A 22077-nucleotide genomic window follows, 5' to 3' on the forward strand; every position below is an offset into this window, starting at 1 on the left:
TTTATGTCGCAATCAACGCCGATTGAGCCGAGTTTGAACAACAGCCGCGAGCAGACGCATTACGATCTCGATCGTTATCAGGTGGTGCCGCGCCGTTATTACGGCCGCATCACCGCGTCGGCGGTGATTCTGGTGCTGCTGGCGCTGCTGGTGAACGCCTTTGCCCACGGCAATATCGAATGGTCGTTTGTTGGCCAGTTCTTTACCGCCCAGGCGATTCTCAATGGCGTGGTCAACACGCTGATCATGTCGGTGCTGGCGATGGGGCTTGGCGTGCTGTTTGGCGTCATCACCGCCATCATGTACATGTCGCCCAATCCGGTGCTGCACTACATCGCCGTGGGCTATGCGTGGATTTTTCGCGGCACGCCGCTGATTTTGCAGCTGCTGCTGTGGTTCAATCTCGCGCTGGTGTTTCCCACCATCAGCATTCCCGGCGTGTTCAGCGTGCAAACCGTCACCATCATGACGCCGTTCCTCGCCGCGCTGCTCGGTTTGAGCATCAATCAGGGCGCGTACACCTCGGAAGTGGTGCGTGCGGGCTTGCTGTCGGTGGATACCGGGCAATACGAAGCGGCGAAAGCCATCGGCATGCCGCGTCTGCAGGCGCTGCATCGCATCATTCTGCCGCAGGCTATGCGCGTGATTCTGCCGCCGGTCGGCAACGAATTTATCAGCATGATCAAAACCACCAGTCTCGCCAGCATGATTCAGTACTCCGAACTGCTCTACAACACGCAAACCATCTACTTCGCCAACGCGCGCGTCATGGAACTGCTGTTCGTGGCAGGCATTTGGTACCTGATTGTGGTCACGGTGTTGTCGTTTGGACAGAGCCGACTGGAACGTTATTTCTCACGCGGCCATCGTCAGCGTCAGTAATCAGGAGCCCAACATGAGAAACATCGTGCGCGCCGTCAAGGTGAACAAATATTTCGACCAGTTCCACGCCCTGAAGGATGTCAGCCTCGAAGTGAACTACGGCGAGGTGATGTGCATCCTCGGTCCCTCCGGTTCCGGCAAAAGCACCTTTTTGCGCTGCATCAACCAGCTTGAGAAGGTCGATAAAGGCGGGATTTGGGTCGACAACGAGCTGGCGGGCTATCGCATCGCCGGGAACAAACTGCATGCGCTGAGCGACAAGCAGATTGCGCGTCAGCGCCTGCAAACCGGCATGGTGTTCCAGCGCTTTAACCTGTTCCCACACAAAACCGCGCTGGAGAACATCATCGAAGGGCCGTGTCGCGTGCTGCTGCGTCCAAGACGTGAAGCCAGCGAAGAAGCCATGGCGCTGCTCGATCGCGTCGGTCTGGCGCACAAAGCGCACGACTATCCGCAGTCGCTCTCCGGCGGCCAGCAGCAGCGCGTGGCGATTGCCCGCGCGCTGGCAATGAAACCCAAACTGATGCTGTTTGACGAACCCACCTCGGCGCTGGATCCGGAGATGGTGGGCGAAGTGCTGGCGGTGATGCGTCAGCTGGCAAAAGAGGGCACCACCATGCTGGTGGTCACCCACGAAATGGGCTTTGCCCGTGAGGTGGCCAATCAGGTGGTGTTTATGGACGAGGGACGCATTATCGAGCAGGGCGCACCGGAAGACATTCTGCTGAACCCGCAAAATCCACGGATGAAAAACTTTATTAACGCGATTCTTCTTTAACATTACCGGGGTGAATATGAAAAAGCTGTTATTGAGTGCCATCAGTGCCGCCGTTTTGCTGCAATCCTCTGCCTGGGCAGATATCGCGGTTCCTGCTGCGATCAAAGAGAAAGGGCTGACCGTGGCGATCATGCCGAACTACCCGCCGATGGATTTTAAAGATCCGGCCACTAACCAGCTGACCGGCGTGGATTACGATCTCGGCCAGGCGATTGGTGAAAAGCTCGGCGTGAAGATCAACTGGCAGGAGATCGCCTTCGAGCAGATGGTTAACGCGGTGGTGACCAAGCGCGTCGATCTGGTGATGTCCGGCATGACCGATACCAAAGAGCGCCAGCAGGTGGTTAACTTTATCGACTACTTCAAAACCGGCCCGCAGTTCTATACCCAATCCGCGCGCAACGATATCAACAGCGCAATGGATCTGTGCGGCAAGAAAGTCGGCACCAGCCGTCGCACCACCTTCCCGCTAGAGATTGCCAACTGGTCAAAAGCGCACTGTGAAGCGGCCGGTAAGCCCGCGATCATCGTGGTAGGCGCCGAAGGCACCGCCGATGCGCGTACTCAGCTGCGCCAGAACCGTCTGGATGGCGTGGTGCAGGGCAGCGAAACCCTGCCGTACATCATGGATCTGGAAAAGGGCAAATATAAGGCGCTGGATAAAGCCTTCTCCTTCCAGTACACCGGCATGGCGATTGGTAAAGATGCGGGCGAGCTGACCACGGCGATTCAGGCGGCGATCGACGCGATGATTGCTGATGGCTCTTACCAGAAAATCCTCGGCAAATGGGGCCTGGCAGACAACGGCGTGGCGAAGGCTACCGTTAACCAGGGCTAAGGAGCGCGCAGATGCAACAACCGGGCGCAGTGCGCTGGCCGCAGGGTAAACGCGGCTGTATGGCGCTGGCGTTTGACCTCGACGGTCCCACCGGCGATGCCATGCTGAATGGCAGCCTGTGGTCAACGCCAGAGTATTTTACCTTTGGGGCCTACGGGCCGTACCGTGCGCTCGGGCGTCTGCTTGACCTGCTGCGCGCCTTCGAGCTGCCCGCCACCTTTTTTGTGCCGGCGTGGGTGGTGGAGCAGTGGCCGCAGCAGTGTCAGGCGATTATCGAACAGGGCCACGAAGTGGCCTATCACGGCTATCGCCACGAATCCTTCTGGGCGATTTCACCGGATGAACAGCGTGCGGTAATGGCGAAATCCGCTGAAATTTTCCACAACATTCTCGGTATCACCGCCTGCGGTTTTCGTACGCCGTCGGGCGACTGGCATGCCGAAACGCCACAAATCCTGCGCGATGCGGGCGTGATCTACTCCAGCAGCATGCGCGGCGACGATCGTCCATACAGCATTCCGGTGGCCGGCCATACGCCGCTGGTGGAGATCCCCGGTAAATGGGAGATGGATGATTACGCCTCGCTGGCCTACACGCGCCAGCCTGATTTCCCCAAAGGCGGCGACCGCATCGCCAGCTATGCGCACACGCGCGATAACTGGCAGCGCGAGTTCGATGGCGCGATGGATGAAGGCTTGTGCCTCACCACGCTGTTTCACCCGAAAATCTCCGGCCAGCCGGGACGCATTTTGCTGCTCGAACAGCTGTTTGAACATATGACGGCGCGCGATGACGTGTGGTTCGCGCGCTGCGATGCGGTGGCGCAGTGGTATTTGCAGGAGCAACAGCATGACTGAACCTTCACGCTGGCCGCTGGGCTTCCAGTCGGCAGCGATCCTCACCCTCGACTTCAACGACATTCACGGCATTCTCACTCAGGCGCCTGCGGTGGCGGGGCGCGATAAAACGCTGTCGGTGTGGCGCTACGGCACGCTGCGCGGCGTTGATCGCTTGCTGGCGCTGCTGGCGGAAAAACAGCTTAAAGCCACATGGTGTATGCCCGCGATTGTTGCCGAAGAGCAGCCGGAACTGGTGCTGCGCATGGTGGCCGACGGCCATGAAATTGCCTGCAGCGGCGATATGCATGAAGATTTCTCGTTACTCACGCTGGAGCAACAAATTGCCAGCGTGACGCGCGGCTGCGACAAACTGGCGCACATTACCGGTAGCCCAATCGTCGGCTTCCGCACGCCCGCCGGGCAGTGGAAACCGGGATTGGCCGCGGCGCTGATAGAACGCGGTATTCGCTGGTCATCCAGTTGGCGCGGCGACGATTTGCCGTACTTCCATCCCGGTACGCGCCTGGTGGAACTGCCGATGCACTACACGCTGGAAGATGAGCCCTATTTCGCCTTCAACCTCAGCCCGGCGATTCCGCCGGGCCAATCGCGTATCGCGCCTTATGCGGAAACGCTGGCGAATATGACGCAGGATTTCCACGGCTTCCACCGCTTTGGGCTGTGCTACCTGCTGCGCCTGCATCCGGAAATTATCGGCACCGCCGGACGTATTGGCCTGCTGCGGGCGCTGCTTGACACGCTGCAACAGCACAACGTGTGGATCGCCACTGCCGAGCAGGCGGCGGCGCACTGGCAGACGCAGCCGGATAACGATGTCTCCCATCCGGCGGAAGTGTTTACCCGCATCATTGGAGGTGCGCATGGCGAGCACGCTTGATCAACTGGCGGCCTTTATCGCCGAGACGCGTTATGCACAACTGCCTGCGCCGCTGGTGGAGCAGGCGAAACGCCATCTGCTGGATACGCTCGGTGCTTCGCTGGCGGGCTGCGACAGCCCGATTTGGCGCGAATGTCTGGCTCTGGTGCAGGCCGAAGGTGGACGCGAGCAGGCGCAGATTTGGGGCAGCGCGCAACAGGCCAATCCGCGTCAGGCGGCATGGCTGAACGGCGTGGCGGCTCACATTTATGAACTCGACGACACTGGCGGCTGCGATCACTCCGGCGCGGTAGTCATTCCGGCACTGCTGGCGGCCTTGCCACTGGCGACGCAGCCGGTGGACGGGCCAGCGCTGCTGGTGGCGATGGTGATTGGTTATGACGTCGGCCGCCGGGTGCTAGAAGCCTGCGGCGGTTACTCGGCGCACAACGGCGCAGGCTGGCACTCTACCGCCAGCTGCGGCGTGTTTGGTGCGGCGGCGGCGGTGTGTTCGCTACTGCAGCTGGATCGCGCGCAGTGTGCGTCTGCACTGGGCATTGCCGCCAGTTTCAGCGGCGGTTTGTGGGGCTTTATTCACGACGGCTCGCATACCAAAAAACTGCATGCCGCGCGTGCCGCAGAAGGCGGCGTGCAGGCCGCGCTGCTGGCACAACGCGGTATCAGCGGTCCTTCGGCGGTGTTTGAACCGCGCTGGGGCGGCTTCCTGCAAACCTTAGCGGCAGATACTCAGCAGCCACAGGCCTTTACGGCGGATCTCGGTGAGGTATGGAAACTGGCGCGCTGCTCGATCAAACCTTACGCCTCGTGCCGTGGTACCCACGGGGCGATTGATGCGCTGGGAATCCTGCTGCAACAGCATGATGTGCGCGTAGAGCAGATTGCGCGCATTGTGGTGGGCGTGAATCCGTTCCTGCTGGAGATGTGCGGCGGTCGTGAGTTACACAGTCTGGCGGCGGCGCAAATGAGCTTGCCGTATGCGCTGGCGGCGCGTGCGCTTTACGACTCGGCGGAGCTGGCAAGTTATGAAGACGCCAAACGTCTGCACCCTGATGTGGAAGCGTTGCTGGCGCGTATCGAGCTGGTGATCGATGCGCAGCAGAGCCGCGACGACGAACCGTGGGTGCGGCTGGAAACCGAGCAGGGCGTACAGTGGCAGCAGCATGTGCCGGTGCCGTCAGGCGCGCCGACCAATCCGCTCACGCTGGATGCGCTGCTGGCGAAGTACCGCAGTTTGGCGGCGCGCGTGTTGCCGCTGGATCAGGTCGAACGGCTCGAGGTGGTGTGTCTGGAGTTGGATGAGGTGGCGGATGTAAGGGAAGTGGTGGGATTGTTGGCGATAAGGTGATTTTATTGTGCCCGCTGTCCCCCTCCTCGTTCCTCCCCCATAAATGGGGGAGGAAGATGCTGCCACATGTCAGTGATGAAGCTGCATGCGGCAGCGTCTCCTTCCCCCGCTTGCGGGGGAAGGCCGGGATGGGGGACAGCGAGCACATTCAAACCACAGCGAGCACATTCAAACCATAAACTAAACCCTGCCCGACAACCCCTCAATCCGCACCATCGCCGCCAGCAAGCGCGCTTCGGTCACCGCTTCGGCCATGTTCTCCATATCCGGCGCATGCACCGATTCGCGCACAATCCGCGCCAGCTCATGCTCATCCAGCTCGGCAATCTCGCTCAGCGTCAGCGGCACGCCGCAGTCGCGTGCCAGGCGCATCTCATCCAACACCTCCTCATCGGCGCGATTCTCCAGCGCCAGCAAACAAAGATTGCCGAAGCCGACCAGCAAGCCGTGACCAAACTCGCGGGTTTTATCGCAGAAGGTAAAACCTTCATAAATCGCATGCGAAGCCGCTGCGTGTGCGCCATTGCTCATCAGCGAGGTTAATCCTGCCCAGGTGAAAATCGCATCCAGCACCTGATCAAGCGACGCGCTGCTCTCACCACGCAGCACTGCGGCATAGGCCGCCGGGCCGTGTTCGGCAATCACGTCATAACAGATCTGGCTGTGCGCCAGTGACGACAGCGCATTGCCGTCGCATGCCGGATGGCGTGCGCTGACCGCACGGAACTCGTACCACTTCGCCAGCGTATCGCCCAGCCCGGCGGCCAGCCAGCGGGCGGGCGCTTTTGCCAGCAGCTCGCTGTCGATAATCACTGCTGCCGGTGCCTGCGGCAGCGGGAAGATGTCGAAGAAATTGCCGTTATCGTCATAGCGAATACTCAACGGCGTTACCGCAGAACAGGTGGCGGCGATGGTTGGCAGCGTTACTACCGGCAAGCCGAGCTGTGCGCCCACCGCTTTCACCGTATCCAGCGATTTACCGCCGCCGACGCCAATCAGCACCTCGGCCTGCAGTTCAGTCGCCAGCGCTGCTAAACGGTTGATGTGATTGATCGAGGTTTCGCCGCCAAACCACTCTTGCGCCAGCAGCGTGACGTTGGCTGCCAGCAGTTGCGCGCGAACCTGCGCTTCTACCGCCTGCAACGCCTGATGGCCGCCAATCAGCAGCGCACGCTGGCCCAGCCCGGCGCAGATCGCGCCTAATTGGTTGATCACGCCCGCACCGCGCAGCACGCGCGCCGGGAACACCAGATTCTGTTGTGTCATCACTTGTTCTCTGTGTAACGGACGCCGGGCAACACGCACAGCATCTCATAAAGGATATTGGCCGCCAGCTGCGAGGTCATGCCGCTGATGTCATACGGCGGCGAGACTTCCACCAGATCGCCGCCCACCAGATTGAGTCCACGGCAGCCGCGCACGATCTCCAGCCCTTGCATTGAGGTTAAACCGCCCACTTCCGGCGTACCGGTGCCGGGCGCCCACGCCGGATCAAAGCTGTCGATATCGTAAGAGAGATACACCGGGCCGTTTCCGATACGCGCGCGCACCTCGGCCATCAGCGGCGTCATGGAGCGATACCAGCACTGCTCGGCGGGCACCAGATGGAAACCCTGATCGACGCCCCACTGAAAATCATCGGCGGCGTAGCCTTGCGCACGTTGTCCAATCTGCACCACGCGCTGACAGTCGAGCAGGCCTTCTTCCACCGCACGGCGGAACGTGGTGCCGTGCGCAATCTTCTCGCCAAACATCTCGTCGTTGGTATCGGTGTGCGCATCAACGTGAATCAGCCCCATCGGGCCATGCTTCTTCGCCAGCGCGCGCAAAATCGGCAGCGTTAGCGTGTGATCGCCGCCCAGCGTTAACGGGATAATCGGCCAGGTATTCAGCTCGGTATAATAGTTTTCGATGATATCAACCGATTTCAGCAGGCTGTAGGTGTTGATCGGCACATCGCCGAGATCGCCGACGCGCAGCGAATCAAAGGGCGCGGCGCCGGTGGCCATGTTGTATGGACGGATCATCACTGAATCGGCGCGGATGGCGCGCGGGCCATAGCGCGTGCCGCTGCGCTGCGAGGTGCCGATATCCAGTGGAATGCCGACGAACGCCACATCCAAATCGGCCGGTGTCTCAGCGGCGGGCAAACGCATCATGGTGCCGCGTCCGGCAAAACGGGGCATCTCGTTACCGCCTTGCGGCTGGGGGAAATCGGTCATCACGCACTCCTTCAGTCAGGTGAAACCCATCATTACCCAGCCCGCGAGCCGGAAAAATCCTTGACAGCCGATAATCACTTCAGAGATTACTTAACTTTAGTCAGCAATCACTGAAGGAAAAATCGGTGCAGACGCTTCCCAATCTTAAACTGCTGCAGGTGTTCGCCAGCGTGGTGGAAAATCAGGGCTATTCGCGCGCGCAGCAAGCGCTGAACATGACCACGCCGGCCATCAGCGCCTACATGAGCGAGCTGGAGAGCCAGCTCGGTTTTATCCTCTGCCAGCGCGGACGCGGCGGCTTTACCCTGACCAGCAAAGGCGAGCAGTTTTATCGCTACAGTCAGGAGATGCTGGCGACGCTGGCGGGTTGGCAGGAGCAGGTAGAAACGCTGAAAAGCGCGCAGGGCGGGACTTTCTCGCTTGGCGTGGTGGACGCCACCGTCACCGACAGCACGCTGGATCTGCCTGCCGCCATCGCGCGCTTTAACCAGCGCTTTCCGGCGGTGTTTTTTAATCTGAGCGTGCGCGATCCCAATGAGTTGCAGCAGCAGTTGCTGGAGGATCGGCTCGATTTGGCGATTGGTCACTTTCCGCTGCGCGCCAGCAATCTGGTGACCATTCCGCTGTATGAGGAGCAGCATTGGCTCTATTGCAGCCCGCAACATCCGCTGGCTGAAGGCCATCCGGATGTGCGCACCGTGCAGCAAACCGGCATGGTGACGCGGCGCTACTGGAATCAGCAGGAGCTCAACAAGCGCGGCTTCCGCCAGAGCAATGCGTCGGTGGAGAGCATCGAAGCGCAGCTGACGCTGATTCTTTCCGGCCGCTTCATCGGCTATTTACCCGAACACTACGCGCGCAGCGGGGAACAGCAGGGCGCGCTATGCCGCCTGCTGCCGCACCATTTCCACTTCCGCGCGCCTTTCTCTTTTGCGTTTCGCCGTGGGCGCGCGCGGGAAACCTTGATCCGCGCGATGCGGGAAATTCTGAATCCAGCGCGAAAAAATAGCAGCGAAAGCTGACGCTGCGCCAATACTGTGTAAAAATACAGGCCAATTCAGCAAACAGTAACGAAAATGGCCCTGACAGCAGCGATAAAAAGCCAGATTGCGCAATGGTATAAGGCGCTGCAGCAGCAGGTTCCTGACTTTATCCCGCGCGCGCCGCAGCGCCAGATGATTGCCGAAGTGGCGAAAAGTCTGGCCGGTGACGAAGGGCGTCATCTGGCGATTGAAGCGCCCACCGGCGTCGGCAAAACCCTCTCTTATTTGATTCCCGGTATTGCGGTAAGCCGCGCTGAGGAGAAGCGGCTGGTGATCAGCACCGCCAACGTGGCGTTGCAGGATCAGATCTTCACCAAGGATCTGCCGCTGCTGAAGAAAATCATCCCTGATCTCACCTTTACCGCTGCCTTTGGCCGTGGACGCTATGTTTGTCCGCGCAACCTTGCGGCGCTGGCAGCGACCGAAGATCAGCAGGGCGATTTGCTGCTCTATCTTGATGAAGAGGCGGTCACCGGCTCGAAAGAGGAGCAGAAATTCTGCGCCAAACTGGAGAAGCAGCTCAGCAGCTACCGCTGGGATGGCTTGCGCGATCACACCGATGTCAACATTGACGACAGCTTGTGGCAACGCCTCTCCACCGACAAAGCCAACTGCCTCGGCCATCACTGCCGCTGGTATCGCGAATGCCCGTTTTTTGTCGCGCGTCGCGAAATTGAGCAGGCGGATGTGGTGGTCGCCAACCATGCGCTGGTGATGGCGGCGATGGAGAATGAATCGGTGCTGCCACCGGCGAAAAACCTGATGCTGGTGCTGGACGAAGGCCATCATCTGCCGGAAGTGGCGCGCGATGCGCTGGAGATGAGCGCGGAGATCACGCCTGGCTGGAGCAGTTTACAGCTCGATCTGTTTGTGCGGCTGGTGGAAACCATCATGGCGCAGTTCCGCCCAAAATCGCCGCCGCCGCTCACCAATCCGGAACGCCTGAAAGGCCACTGCGACGAAATGCGCGAGCTGCTGCAGATTCTCTGCGATGCGCTCAATCCGCTGTTGCCGGGCCATAATCAGCCGGGCGAATTCCGCTTTGTGCTGGGTGAATTGCCGGAAGAGTTGCTGAGCCTGTGCGCGCGGCTGTTCAAACTGAGCGATGCGCTGCGCGGCTTAAGCGAAGGCCTGCTCAACGAGTTGGGCGATCAAACCGGTAAAGCCGATATCATGCGGCTGCATAAAGCGATTATTCAGCTCAATCGCCACTTCGGTTGGTTCGAATCAATCAGTAAATTGTGGCGGCTGGCGGCGATGGAGAAAGCCTCAAATGCGCCAGTGTCGAAGTGGATTACGCGTGAGATCCGCGAAGGCCAGGCGCATCTGCTGTTCCACTGCGCGGGCATTCGCGTGAGCGATCAGCTGGAAAAAATCCTGTGGCGCAAAATCCCGCATGTGGTGGTGACCTCCGCCACGTTGCGCTCGCTCAACAGCTTCAACCGTTTGCAGGAGATGTCTGGCCTGAGCGAGAAAGCCGGCGACCGCTTCGTGGCGCTGGATTCACCGTTTAACCATATCGATCAGGGCAAACTGGTGATTCCGCAGATGCAGTTTGAGCCGCAGATGGCGCAGGAAGCGGAACACATCGCCGAGATGGCGCGTTTCTTCCGTCAGCAGATTGCCGAAGAGAAGCACAAAGGCGTGCTGGTGCTGTTTGCCAGCGGCCGCGCGATGCAGCAGTTTGTCGCACACATTCCGGAGCTGCGTTTATCAATGCTGGTGCAAGGTGACCAGCCGCGCTCGCGCCTGGTGGCGCTGCACCGGGAACGCGTCGAAGCCGGTAAAACCAGCATTTTAGTGGGGCTGCAATCGTTCGCTGAAGGGCTGGATTTGAAAGGCGATCTGCTGTCGCAGGTGCATATCCATAAAATCGCTTTTCCGCCGGTGGACAGTCCGGTAATTTTGACCGAGGGCGAATGGCTGAAGAGCCTGAAACGTTATCCGTTCGAGGTGCAGAGCTTGCCGAGCGCCTCCTTTACCTTGATTCAACAGGTAGGACGTTTGATTCGCAGCCACAGCTGCTTTGGCGAAATCGTGATTTACGATCGCCGCCTGCTCAACAAAGCTTATGGCAGCCGACTGCTGGCCGCGTTACCGGTGTTCCCGATTGAGCAACCGCCGATGCCGGAAGCTAGCAGTGACAAGCCGAAAAAAAGTCGCAGTAAGAAAATCTAACTTTGGCAGCCGCATGGCGGCGCGCCCTGGAAGCGGGAATGCCTGATGGAACTGAATAAAATCATTAAAGAGATTGGGCGCGGGAAAAACCACGCGCGCGATATCGATTTCGACACCGCGCAGGCGCTCTACAGCGCGATGCTGGCCGGTGAAGTGCCGGAGCTGGAGCTGGGTGGCGTGCTAATTGCACTGCGCATCAAGGGCGAAGGCGAAGAGGAGATGCGCGGTTTTTACCACGCGATGCAGCAGCAGATGATGCAGTTGCAGGCACCGGCTCATCGTCCGATGCCGATTGTTATTCCCAGCTACAACGGTGCGCGTCGTCAGGGCAATTTGACGCCGCTGCTGGCGCTGCTGCTGGTGAAAATCGGCTTCCCGGTGCTGTTACATGGCGTTAGCGACGATCCCACGCGCATCACCACCGAAGCGGTGCTGGCGGCGCTGGACATCGCGCCTGTGACCTCCGCCGCACAGGCGCAGGCGAAGCTGGATAACGGAGAGTTGGCGTTTATCACCATTGACCATCTATGTGCGCCGATGGCGCAACAGCTGTCGCTGCGCTGGCGTATGGGCGTGCGTAACAGCGCGCATACGCTGGCGAAACTGGCGACGCCGTTTGCCGAACGCGCCGCGCTGCGTCTGGCCAGCGTCTCGCATCCGGAATATGTGCCGCGCGTCGGGAAATTTTTCCAGGATATCGATGCACCGGCGATTCTGCTCAACGGCACCGAAGGCGAGGTGTACGCCAATCCGCAGCGCTGCCCGGCGATTAACTACATTCGCGGCGCGGGTGCAGAAGCGGAAGTGTGGGTTGAGCGCCAGCCGGAAGTGAGTGTGGAACTGCCGGAAAGCAAAAGTGCGCAGGATACCGCTGTGTGGATCAATCAGGTGTTAGCCGGGGAACGCGCTGTACCGCAGGCGCTGCGTTTGCAACTGGCGTGTTGTTTGGTGGCGACCGGGGAATCGGCCAGCATGGCAGATGCGGAAGGGCGCTTACAGCGAGCGGGGATCTGAGGCCTGCCAGGCGCATCGCAAGGTTTCCGTAGGGTCGCCATTTATGGCGACCGCAATCTTACCATCACGCTTTCGCTAACACGCTCTCCACCAACCGCTGCCAGAAGGTAATACCGATCGGCAGCAGCTCATCATTAAAATCGTAATTCGCGTTATGCAGCGGGGCGGACGGCGTCGTGCCATCGGCACCGAGCCAGAAATAGGCGCCGGGACAGGCTTGCAGCATGCAGGCAAAATCTTCCGAAGCCATTGAAGGGTTCACCTGCCAATGCACCTGCGACTCGCCGAGCACATCAACCGCCACCGCACGTACCTGTTCGGCTTGCTCTGCATGGTTAGCGGTGACCGGATAACCGGGATACCAGTGAATCTCGCCGCTGACGCCAAACGGGCGCGGCAACGTAGTGACAAAATCCTCAATCAGACCGCGCACGCGATTGCGCACGTCGGTCTGCAAACATCGTACCGTGCCACGCAACACAATCTGCTCAGGAATAACGTTAATCGCTTCACCGCCGTGAATCTGCGTCACGCTCACCACCGCCGAAGCCAGCGGTGACAGACGACGCGACGGAATGGTTTGCAGCGCCAGAATCAGTTCGGCGGCGACCACCATTGGATCTGCACCACTTTCCGGCATCGCCGCATGGCAACTTTTACCGTGCAGCGTAATTTCAAACGAGTCGAGTGACGCCATCATCGCATCCGGGTTAACCGCCAGCGTGCCCACCGGCATGCCCGGCCAGTTATGCATGGCGTAAACCGCATCCATCGGGAAGCGCTGGAACAGACCTTCTTCCACCATCTTGCGCGCGCCACCGAGATTCTCTTCGGCGGGCTGGAAGATGAAGTGAAGGGTGCCGCTGAAGTTACGCGTGGCCGCCAGCTGACAGGCCGCTGCCAGCAGAATCGAAGTGTGGCCATCGTGACCGCAGGCGTGCATGACGCCAGCTTTCTGCGACTTCCACTGCGGTGCACCTTTTTCGGTGATCGGCAGCGCATCCATATCGGCACGCAGGCCAATAACCGGTCCGGGGCCGTTCTCTAAGGTGCCGATGACGCCGGTGCCGGCTAAGCCACGAAACACCTGTAATCCGGCCTCGGTGAGTACCTTCGCGACGAGCTCGCTGGTCTGCTGCTCCTGGTAACCCAGTTCAGGATGTTGGTGTAACTGACGACGCCAGTTGAGGGCGTTTTCCAGCAGTGCAGCAGGCAGGCTCATAAGGTAAGGCTCTCCATTAGCAGCGTGAGCTGCAAAATAATGTATTTACTGTAGTGGCAAGCGCATAGCGGCGTCTATCGTGGAACGGAATGATTTGGCTATAGGGTATAGCGGAATGGAATATAGAAAGGGGCTCGATCGGCTCCTTCTCCCGCACGCGGGAGAAGGCTGGGATGAGGGGGAATGCGGCACAATGTTGAAAGATGCGCGCTGTCCCTCACCCTAACCCTCTCCCGCAGGCGGAAGAGGGGATCGATCGGAGTGCGCGAGGTGAACGTTATTTTTGCATCGGCAGGTTTAAGCCGTGTTCCTGCGCGCAGCTTTGCGCTAATTGATAACCGGCATCCGCGTGACGCATTACGCCAGTGGCCGGATCGTTCCACAACACGCGGCCTAAGCGCGTATCGGCTTCTTTAGTGCCGTCACACACGATCACTACGCCGGAGTGCTGCGAGAAGCCCATACCAACGCCGCCGCCATGGTGCAGGCTGACCCAGGTCGCGCCGCCTGCGGTGTTCAGCAGGGCATTCAGCAGCGGCCAATCCGATACGGCATCCGAGCCATCCTTCATCGCTTCGGTTTCACGGTTCGGTGACGCCACGGAACCGCAATCCAGATGATCGCGACCAATGACGATCGGCGCTTTTAGCTCGCCGTTGCGCACCATTTCGTTGAACGCCAGCGCCGCTTTGTGACGCTCGCCCAGACCCAGCCAGCAGATACGCGCTGGTAAGCCCTGGAAGGCGATGCGCTCCTGCGCCATGTCGAGCCAGCGGTGCAGATTCTGGTGATCCGGGAACAGCTCTTTCAGCTTGGCATCGGTTTTGTAGATATCTTCCGGATCGCCTGACAGCGCCACCCAGCGGAACGGACCTTTGCCTTCGCAGAACAGCGGACGAATATAGGCCGGCACAAAGCCTGGAAAATCAAAGGCATTTTTCACGCCTTCATCCAGCGCTACCTGACGGATGTTGTTGCCGTAATCCACGGTCGGGACGCCCATGTGATGGAAGTCCAGCATCGCCTGTACATGCACCGCCATTGAGGCGCGTGCGGCTTTCTCCACCGCTTTCGGGTTGCTGACACGCTCGGCTTCCCAGCGCGCCACATCCCAACCGACCGGCAGATAACCGTTAATCGGATCGTGCGCCGAAGTTTGATCGGTGACGATATCCGGCTTCATGCCGCCCGCTTTGGCACGTTTCACCAGCTCCGGCACGATTTCAGCGGCGTTGCCCAGCAGGCCAACAGAAATGGCGCGCTTCTCTTTATTCGCCTGATCAATCAGCGCCAGTGCTTCGTCCAGCGTATAGGCTTTGTGATCGACGTAGCGAGTACGGATACGGAAATCGATGCGTGATTCCTGGCACTCAATCGCCAGCACGCTGGCACCGGCCAACACGCCCGCCAGCGGTTGTGCGCCGCCCATGCCACCCAAACCGGCGGTGAGGATCCAGCGGCCGCTGAGATTGCTGTCGTAATGCTGGCGACCGGCTTCGGCGAAGGTTTCAAAGGTACCTTGCACGATGCCCTGCGCACCGATGTAGATCCATGAACCGGCAGTCATCTGGCCGTACATCATCAGGCCTTTTTGATCCAGCTCGTGGAAGTGATCCCAGTTGGCCCAATGTGGCACCAGATTCGAGTTAGCCAGCAGCACGCGCGGTGCATCAGCATGCGTGCGGAATATGCCCACCGGTTTGCCGGACTGGATCAGCAATGTCTCTTCCGGCTGCAGCGCACGCAGCGAACGCAGAATCTGCTCGAAGCACTCCCAGTTTCGCGCGGCTTTACCGATGCCGCCGTACACCACCAGATCTTCCGGGCGCTCTGCCACGTCAGGATCGAGGTTGTTCTGGATCATGCGGTAAGCCGCTTCAATCAACCAGTTGGCGCAGTGCAATTCATTACCGCGCGGCGCACGGATTTCACGGGCTACAGCCTGAGTCAAAGTTTCGCTCATCATCGATTCCTTAATTAACAGTCTTACGCTGGCTTGGCAGCAGCGCGGTAAGGGATTCAGGCCATGCGGATGCGCTGGCCCACAGACGCATGGATTCGATATCCGGCGCCAGTAAACGGTCGTGATCGAGGAAGGCCACGTTCTCGCGGATGCGGCTCATCTCCTGTTCCAGCGTCGGCGAGCTCTGCAGCGGACGATGGAAATCAATGCCTTGTGCAGCGGCCATCGCTTCAATACCCACTACGGCGGCGGTGTTGAAGCACATGCTGCCGAGGCGGCGGGCTGCGTAGGTCGCCATCGAGACGTGATCTTCCTGGTTAGCGGAGGTCGGCAGGCTGTCAACGCTGCCAGGATGCGCCAGCGATTTGTTCTCAGACGCCAGCGCCGCCGCAGTGACCTGGGCGATCATAAAGCCGGAGTTAACGCCGCCATCATTGACGAGGAACGGCGGCAAACCGGAGAGGCCGGTATCCAGCAGCAGCGCCAGACGACGCTCGGAGATCGCGCCGATTTCGGCAATCGCCAGTGCCAGAATATCGGCGGCGAAGGCCACCGGCTCGGCGTGGAAGTTACCGCCGGAAATCACATCGCCGCTGTCGCTGAACACCAGCGGATTATCCGAGGCGGCGTTGGCTTCAATCTGTAATATGCGCGCGGCATGCGTCAGGTTATCCAGGCAGGCGCCCATCACCTGTGGCACGCAGCGAATCGAGTAGGGATCCTGCACGCGACCACAGTTGGTGTGCGAGCTGAGGATTTCACTGCCGGATAATAAAGAGGAGACGGCGGCGGCAACGTTGATCTGTCCAACCTGACCCCGCGCTTCGTGAATACGCGCATCGTAAGGTTTTACCGAGCCTTTAATCGCTTCCAGCGACAGCGCGCCGGCCATCAGGCCCGCCGCGAAAAGGTTTTCCGCTTCGAATAGACCGCGCAGCGCCAGCGCATTCGAGACCTGCGTGCCGTTGAGCAGCGCCAGACCTTCTTTAGGGCCCAACACAATCGGCTGCAGGCCAACGCGCGCTAAGCCTTCAGTAGCAGGAATTAATTCGCCCTCGACGCGCACCTGACCTTCGCCCAGCAGCATCAAGGAAAGATGTGCCAGCGGCGCCAGATCGCCTGACGCGCCCACCGAACCTTTCTCCGGGATGCATGGCATCACGCCCGCGTTGAACAGCGCCAGCAACGCTTCAATCAGTTCGATGCGCACGCCAGAGTGGCCGCGCGCCAGGCTGATAATTTTGGTGGCGACCACCAGCCGCGTCACATTATCCGGCAGCAAATCGCCGAGGCCAACGCTGTGCGACAGCACCAGATTGCGCTGCAGTTCTGCCAGCCGCGCCGAAGGGATTTGCGTCTGCGCCAGCTTGCCGAAACCGGTGTTGATGCCGTACACCACGTTGCCGGATGCGACGATGGCATCGACGGTTTCATGGGCACGGGCAATCGCTGCGCGCGCGTCATCGGCCAACGTGAGCGTTACCTTGCTTTGATAAATACTGCGCAAGGTCGCGAGGTCCACTTCACCGGGAACGAGGCGAATTTCCTGAACCGAACCTGACATAGTCTACTCCTGTCTATACAAGTGATCTGGCATGAATCGGACGCCGATATTTTGCGATGGGGCGGTCCGATTTGCCGTGGATTGCGATGAGTGAAGCATAAGTGTCTAATCTTGTCTATACAAGTAGCAAGCACTATGCCAGATTGTTCTTGTTCTGTGAAATGCGGCGCAAAGCGGTGAAACAGGCGCAACCGCAACGTGATTGCACCGCAATGGCACGAAAGCTGCACCAATGCTGGGCGGATTGCACAATTAGATGTATATACATTTACCGGCTGAGACAGTAAACTTTGGGCATTATTCTTCAAAGGAACAGGAAATGGCGGAGCAAACAGCAGTAGCACAGCTGGCTGCGGCGATGGGCGATGAGCCTGCGCCGATTTACCAGCGGGTGAAGCAGGCAATCGTTAGCCAAATCCGTGAAGGCCACTGGAAAGCCAATCAGCGCGTGCCGTCTGAAAGTGAACTGGTGAACGAGCTGGGCGTCAGTCGCATGACCATTAATCGCGCGCTGCGTGAGCTCACCAGCGAAGGTTTTCTGGTGCGCATGCAGGGCGTAGGCACTTTTGTCGCTGAGATGAAGGGCTACACCGCGATGCTGGAAGTGCACAACATCGCCGATGAGATTGCGCAGCGCGGACATCGTCACAGCTGCAAGATTTTGTCGATTGGGCAGATGAAGGCCGATCCCGAACAGGCGGCGGTGCTGGGATTATCTACCGGGCAAACGCTGTTCCATTCGCTGATTGTGCATTACGAAAACGATCTGCCGGTGCAGCTGGAAGATCGTTTGGTCAATCCGCTGGTGGCGCCGGATTATCTCAGTCAGGATTATCATCAGCTGACGCCGTACACCTATTTGATGCGCGTCGCCCCGCTGACCGCCGGTGAGCATATTGTTGAAGCGGTGCTGCCGGATCTGCGCCAGCGTAAGCATCTGGCGCTGGATGAACATGAGCCGTGCCTGTTGATTCGTCGTCAGACGTGGAGCGACAACAAGATTGTGACCTACGCGCGCCTGCTTTATCCAGGATCGCGCTATAAGTTGCTGGGTCGCTTTAGAGGACACGGTTAAGCTTGACAAATAACAGTCTGGCATCCGACGTTTGTGGTGCCAGCTGTAGCGTTTCATCCAGCCACCACATCCCCTGATCCACCGCCAGCATTTCTCCGGCCGATGTTTGCCATGTGCCCGCCACCACCCACGCCACGCCGTTTTCGCTGCTGACCGTTTTTTGCGCGATGCTCACCGCAGACCGCCAGCTGTCGCGCCGCGTCATGATATTGAAATCCTGACAGCTGCCAGAAATTTTAGCTTCAATCGCCCATTCACCGGGAAACGCCCATGGCTGCAGCGGGGTTAAGCGCTGCTGAGCCTGTTCACTCTCAAGTAAAACGCTGTCGCCATGCAGCAAGGTAATCACGCGGTCGATGCCGGGGAAGGGCGAAAACGGCCCGTCGGCGGAGATGGTGGCGATGCTGGCGCGCCAGGCAAACTGTGCGTCGTCCGGCGGATAGCTGGCGATTTCCCGCGTTTCACCGCCGCCATTGCGCCAGCGGCTGACCGGAAGCTGGTCATAGGCAAAACGGGTTCTCATTGCAACGCCCTCATCGCCTCGGCGAAGTGGATCGCGGCGTGCTCTTCTGCCGCATGATGGCCTTCGCTGATAACCTGTTTGCCCGCCACAAACACATCGCGGATCTGTTCGCGCTGTCCGCCAAACAGCCAGCGATTTAACAGCGATGCGCTGCTGACGCTGCTGAGAAACGCGTCTTCTGCCAGCACCAGCCAATCGCCACGTTTGCCGATCGCCAGTTCACCCGCCGACAAACCACACGCCTGCGCGCCGCCCTGTGCGGCTTGCTGCCACAGCAGATCGCCGACGGAAGGTTGATTGGGCAAGGTGATGCGGTTGCGACGACGATCGCGCAGTCGCTGACCGTACTCCAGCCAGCGCAGCTCTTCCAATGCACTAAGCGATACATGGCTGTCGGAGCCAATGCCCCAGCGGCCGCCGCGCGCGATGTATTCCACCGCCGGGAAAATGCCGTCACCGAGATTGGCTTCGGTGGTCGGACACAAGCCCGCCACCGCGCCGCTCGCCGCCATGCGCTGAATTTCATCGTCATCAAGATGGGTAGCGTGAATCAAACACCAGCGCTGATCGACCTTAAAGCGGTTGAGCAGCCAGGCCACCGGACGTTCGCCACTCCACGCAAGGCTGTCGTTAACCTCTTTCTCCTGCTCGGCGACGTGAATGTGCACCGGCACATCCTGCGGGCAGGCGGCTAAGACTTCATGCATCTGCGCTTCATTCACCGCGCGCAGCGAATGGAAGCAGATGCCATGATTAAGCAGCGGCTTATCCGCGCTCCAGCTTGCCACGCGCTGCTGCTGTTGCAGGTAGGCGTCGGTTTGCTGAATGAAACGGCGCTGGCCGTTGCTGGCCGGTTGCGAACCAAAACCGCTGTAGCTGTAGAGCACCGGCAGCAAGGTTTGGCCGATGCCTGCGTTCTCCGCCGCCGCCATCAGTGCCAGCTGCATGGCATCATCGGCGTAAGGTTTACCCTGTGGATCGTGGTGCAAATAGTGGAATTCCGCCACCTGGCTGTAGCCGCCTTTCAGCATGTCGATGTAGAGATGCGTTGCGATAGCGCCAACCTGCTCGGGCGACAGGCGCTGCACCATGCGGTACATCAAATCGCGCCATGTCCAGAAGCTGTCCTGCGGATCGCCTGCCACTTCGGCCAGTCCTGCCATCGCGCGCTGGAAGGCGTGTGAATGCAGATTCGCTATCGCTGGAATTACCGGTCCGGCAAGACGCGTGGCATCGCCGGGCTCGCTGTTGGGCGCGAGTTGTGTGATCTGTCCAGCTGCGTTGGTGGTCATCAGCACGCGCTCATGCCAGCCGTCGGCCAGCAGCGCGCGTGGGGCAAAATAGGTTGTCATGGTTGATCCTGCATGGCGAAAGGTTGTATATACATATACATACTTTGAAGCCTGGTGTAAATCGCCGAACGCGAAGGGGAGTGGGATGGCAGAAACAGAGCAGATCGACAGCCTGTGGCTGGGGGCCGACATCGTTACGATGCGTGACGGACACTACAATCTGATTGCCGACGGCGCGCTGGCGGTCGATCAGGGAAAACTGATTTGGGTGGGGCCGCGCAGAGAATGCCCGGCTTTTGCCGCGCGTGAACAGCACCAATTTTCCGGCGGCATCATCACGCCTGGTTTGGTGGATTGCCATACGCATCTGGTGTTTGGCGGCGATCGCAGCCAGGAGTTTGAGCAGCGTCTCAATGGCGTGAGCTATGCAGACATCGCTGCGCAGGGTGGCGGCATTCTCTCCACGGTGCGCGCCACCCGCGCCGCTTCCCAGCAAGAGCTGGTGGCAAGTGCGCGCTGGCGGCTGGATCGCCTGCTGGCGGAAGGCGTCACCACGGTGGAGATCAAATCCGGTTACGGTCTTGATGAAGCCAGCGAGCTGACCATGCTGCGCGCCATTCGTGAGCTGGCGGAAACGGTGCCCGCCGATGTGCAAGCTACTTGCCTGGCTGCGCACGGCTTCCCGCCGGAGTTTAAAGACAATCCGCAAGGCTGGATCGATATCATCTGCCAGCGCCTGCTGCCGCAGGTGAAAGCCGAAGGTTTGGCGGATGCGGTAGATGCGTTTTGCGAGCATTTGGCCTTTTCTCCTGAGCAAGTTCGCACGGTCTTTGATGCAGCCAAAGCATTGGGCATGCCGGTGAAACTGCACGCCGAGCAGCTATCGGCGCTCGGCGGCGCGGCGCTGGCGGCGGGTTACGGTGCGCTCTCCGCCGATCATCTGGAATATGCTACCGAAGCCGACGCGCAGGCGATGGCGCAACACGGCACCGTTGCGGTGTTGCTGCCGGGCGCGTTTTATCTGTTGCGCGAAACCCAGCGTCCGCCGGTGGCGCTATTCCGTGAACACGGCGTGCCGATGGCGCTGGCCAGCGATGCCAATCCGGGCACCTCACCGGCGCTGTCGCTGCGTTTGATGCTGAACATGGGCTGCACGCTGTTTGGTTTAACGCCGGAAGAGGCGTTGGCGGGCGTGACCTTGTGGGGCGCGAAAGCGCTGGGCTTACAGCACTCGCACGGTTCGCTGGAAGCGGGCAAGGTGGCGAATTTTGTTCACTGGCCGCTGGCGCGTCCGGCAGAGCTGGTTTACTGGCTGGGCGGCGAATTGCCGTGCCAGGTTATTTATCGTGGAGAAGCGCAATGACACCTTTTCATTTCACCGCCGGTAATGTTCCGCTGCTGGTCAGCATTCCGCACGCTGGTACGCAATTAACGCCGGAAGTGGATGCCGGTTTGAGCGACGCAGCGCGCGGCCTGCCGGATACCGACTGGCACTTGCCGCTGCTGTATGACTTTGTGCGCGATCTCGGTGCCAGCGTGTTGATTGGTCACTATTCGCGTTTTGTTATCGATCTCAATCGCCCAGCAGATAATCAGCCGCTCTACACCACGGCGACCACCGGCTTGTATCCGGAAACCTTGTTCGACGGCAGCCCAACTTTTGCTGCAGGTAAAACGCCGAGCGCCGAGGTGCGTCAGGGTTATCTGGAAAGCATCTGGCAGCCGTATCACCAGCAGCTGCAACAGGAGCTGGCGCGGCTGAAAGCGCAGTACGGTTATGCGCTGCTGTTTGATGCACACTCGATCGCTTCGGTGATTCCGCGCCTGTTTGAGGGACGTTTGCCGGATCTCAACATCGGGACCAACGATGGTGCCAGTTGTTCAACGGCGGTGATTGAGGCGATTAAGCAAGTTTGCAGCGAGCAGCAAGAATACAGCTGGATCGCGAATGGGCGCTTTAAAGGTGGCTACATTACCCGCGCCTACGGGCAGCCGGAGCAGGGCGTGCAGGCGGTACAGCTGGAGCTGGCGCAGCTCAATTATATGGATGAAACTCCGCCGTTTGCCTGGCAGCAGGATCGCGCTGCACAGCTGCAGAAGGTGCTGAAACCGCTGATGCAGGCGTTTCTTGCAGCGGGTAAACCTCAATAAAAACCACCTTCGTAGGGTCGCCATTCATGGCGACCAATTAACGCTGTACGTACATGTAGATGGTCGCCATGAATGGCGACCCTACTGCACCATCGCAATGCATTCTCTGCTACATCACAGTGCAACATTACGTCCATCCCGTGACAATCCCCCTGATTTTGCGGCTTTGCCGATTTGGCATAGCGCTTGCTAGGTTGTATGTACAAGTAAAGACCACGCAGCGATTATCAATTTTTATACTGGCTGGCTC

General features: G+C 59.5%; 19 protein-coding genes. 12 read left to right on the forward strand and 7 right to left on the reverse strand.

Translation table 11 applies throughout. The features are described 5' to 3' along the window. Nucleotides 1-3: 3 nt before the first annotated feature. Genes NQH49_RS06310 through NQH49_RS06335 form a run of 6 tightly spaced genes read left to right on the forward strand, consistent with a single transcriptional unit; the run spans nt 4 to nt 5580 of the window. Nucleotides 4-882: an amino acid ABC transporter permease gene (locus tag NQH49_RS06310; protein WP_176970961.1), complete on the forward strand. Its 879-nt coding sequence runs from the start codon at nt 4-6 to the stop codon at nt 880-882. A 13-nt stretch (nt 883-895) separates the two neighbouring features. Further along, the gene (locus NQH49_RS06315; RefSeq protein ID WP_008102604.1) at nt 896-1660 is read left to right on the forward strand and encodes an amino acid ABC transporter ATP-binding protein; all 765 of its coding nucleotides are present in this window, start codon (nt 896-898) and stop codon (nt 1658-1660) included. Between the two features lie 16 nt (nt 1661-1676). Beyond that, the gene (locus tag NQH49_RS06320) at nt 1677-2498 is read left to right on the forward strand and encodes an ABC transporter substrate-binding protein (RefSeq protein ID WP_256696001.1); all 822 of its coding nucleotides are present in this window, start codon (nt 1677-1679) and stop codon (nt 2496-2498) included. Between the two features lie 11 nt (nt 2499-2509). Beyond that, nucleotides 2510-3355 (forward strand): polysaccharide deacetylase family protein, encoded by an 846-nt coding sequence (locus NQH49_RS06325; RefSeq protein WP_256696002.1) that lies wholly within the window; start codon nt 2510-2512, stop codon nt 3353-3355. Further along, nucleotides 3348-4235: a polysaccharide deacetylase family protein gene (locus tag NQH49_RS06330; RefSeq protein ID WP_256696003.1), complete on the forward strand. Its 888-nt coding sequence runs from the start codon at nt 3348-3350 to the stop codon at nt 4233-4235. Before NQH49_RS06325 ends, NQH49_RS06330 begins: the two co-directional genes overlap by 8 nt. Then, the gene (locus tag NQH49_RS06335) at nt 4219-5580 is read left to right on the forward strand and encodes an MmgE/PrpD family protein (RefSeq protein ID WP_256696004.1); all 1362 of its coding nucleotides are present in this window, start codon (nt 4219-4221) and stop codon (nt 5578-5580) included. Before NQH49_RS06330 ends, NQH49_RS06335 begins: the two co-directional genes overlap by 17 nt. 180 nt (nt 5581-5760) lie before the next feature. On the opposite strand, the gene NQH49_RS06340 is transcribed toward NQH49_RS06335, so the two are convergent. Then, entirely contained in the window at nt 5761-6846 is a 1086-nt protein-coding gene (locus NQH49_RS06340) for an iron-containing alcohol dehydrogenase family protein (protein WP_256696005.1), read from the reverse strand. Further along, nucleotides 6846-7802, reverse strand: coding sequence for an agmatinase (speB, locus tag NQH49_RS06345; protein WP_305961168.1), 957 nt, complete (start codon nt 7800-7802; stop codon nt 6846-6848). Before speB ends, NQH49_RS06340 begins: the two co-directional genes overlap by 1 nt. A 125-nt stretch (nt 7803-7927) precedes the next feature. On the opposite strand from speB, the gene NQH49_RS06350 reads away from it, so the two are divergent. From NQH49_RS06350 to ybiB, 3 genes are read left to right on the forward strand one after another with little or no spacing between them, the layout of a single operon-like run. Then, on the forward strand, nt 7928-8824 hold the full coding sequence (locus NQH49_RS06350; protein WP_256696007.1) for a LysR family transcriptional regulator: 897 nt from the start codon (nt 7928-7930) through the stop codon (nt 8822-8824). 54 nt (nt 8825-8878) lie between these two features. Next, nucleotides 8879-11023: an ATP-dependent DNA helicase DinG gene (gene dinG, locus NQH49_RS06355; protein ID WP_256696008.1), complete on the forward strand. Its 2145-nt coding sequence runs from the start codon at nt 8879-8881 to the stop codon at nt 11021-11023. Between the two features lie 45 nt (nt 11024-11068). Further along, a complete protein-coding gene (ybiB, locus tag NQH49_RS06360) occupies nt 11069-12037 on the forward strand; it encodes a DNA-binding protein YbiB (RefSeq protein ID WP_256696010.1) in 969 nt (322 codons plus the stop codon). Between the two features lie 64 nt (nt 12038-12101). Here the strand turns inward: ybiB and NQH49_RS06365 are convergent, their stop codons facing one another. The 3 genes from NQH49_RS06365 to hutH all read right to left on the reverse strand — a co-directional run bounded on the left by NQH49_RS06365 (nt 12102) and on the right by hutH (nt 16786). Further along, on the reverse strand, nt 12102-13259 hold the full coding sequence (locus NQH49_RS06365) for a M20 aminoacylase family protein (protein ID WP_256696011.1): 1158 nt from the start codon (nt 13257-13259) through the stop codon (nt 12102-12104). A gap of 277 nt (nt 13260-13536) precedes the next feature. Further along, the gene (gene hutU, locus NQH49_RS06370; protein ID WP_256696012.1) at nt 13537-15222 is read right to left on the reverse strand and encodes a urocanate hydratase; all 1686 of its coding nucleotides are present in this window, start codon (nt 15220-15222) and stop codon (nt 13537-13539) included. 10 nt (nt 15223-15232) lie between these two features. Next, complete coding sequence (gene hutH / locus NQH49_RS06375; RefSeq protein WP_256696013.1) at nt 15233-16786, reverse strand: histidine ammonia-lyase; 1554 nt, start codon at nt 16784-16786, stop codon at nt 15233-15235. Between the two features lie 319 nt (nt 16787-17105). Between hutH and hutC the strand changes: the two genes are divergently transcribed. After that, complete coding sequence (hutC, locus tag NQH49_RS06380; protein ID WP_008102577.1) at nt 17106-17861, forward strand: histidine utilization transcriptional repressor HutC; 756 nt, start codon at nt 17106-17108, stop codon at nt 17859-17861. Here the strand turns inward: hutC and NQH49_RS06385 are convergent. Then, complete coding sequence (locus tag NQH49_RS06385; RefSeq protein WP_256696015.1) at nt 17845-18384, reverse strand: HutD/Ves family protein; 540 nt, start codon at nt 18382-18384, stop codon at nt 17845-17847. The two genes, hutC and NQH49_RS06385, sit on opposite strands and share 17 nt — an antisense overlap. After that, nucleotides 18381-19736, reverse strand: coding sequence for a formimidoylglutamate deiminase (locus NQH49_RS06390; protein WP_256696016.1), 1356 nt, complete (start codon nt 19734-19736; stop codon nt 18381-18383). Before NQH49_RS06390 ends, NQH49_RS06385 begins: the two co-directional genes overlap by 4 nt. A gap of 85 nt (nt 19737-19821) precedes the next feature. Here NQH49_RS06390 and hutI point away from each other — a divergent pair, with 85 nt between their 5' ends. Together hutI and hutG are read left to right on the forward strand one after the other, a co-directional pair. After that, nucleotides 19822-21039 carry an imidazolonepropionase gene (gene hutI / locus NQH49_RS06395; RefSeq protein ID WP_256696018.1) on the forward strand — a complete coding sequence of 406 codons (1218 nt, stop codon included), beginning with the start codon at nt 19822-19824 and terminating at the stop codon, nt 21037-21039. Next, nucleotides 21036-21827, forward strand: coding sequence for an N-formylglutamate deformylase (hutG, locus tag NQH49_RS06400; protein WP_256696019.1), 792 nt, complete (start codon nt 21036-21038; stop codon nt 21825-21827). Before hutI ends, hutG begins: the two co-directional genes overlap by 4 nt. Nucleotides 21828-22077 lie beyond the last annotated feature (250 nt).

Origin of the sequence: Pantoea trifolii, assembly GCF_024506435.1 — a bacterium.
Taxonomy (GTDB): domain Bacteria; phylum Pseudomonadota; class Gammaproteobacteria; order Enterobacterales; family Enterobacteriaceae; genus Pantoea; species Pantoea trifolii.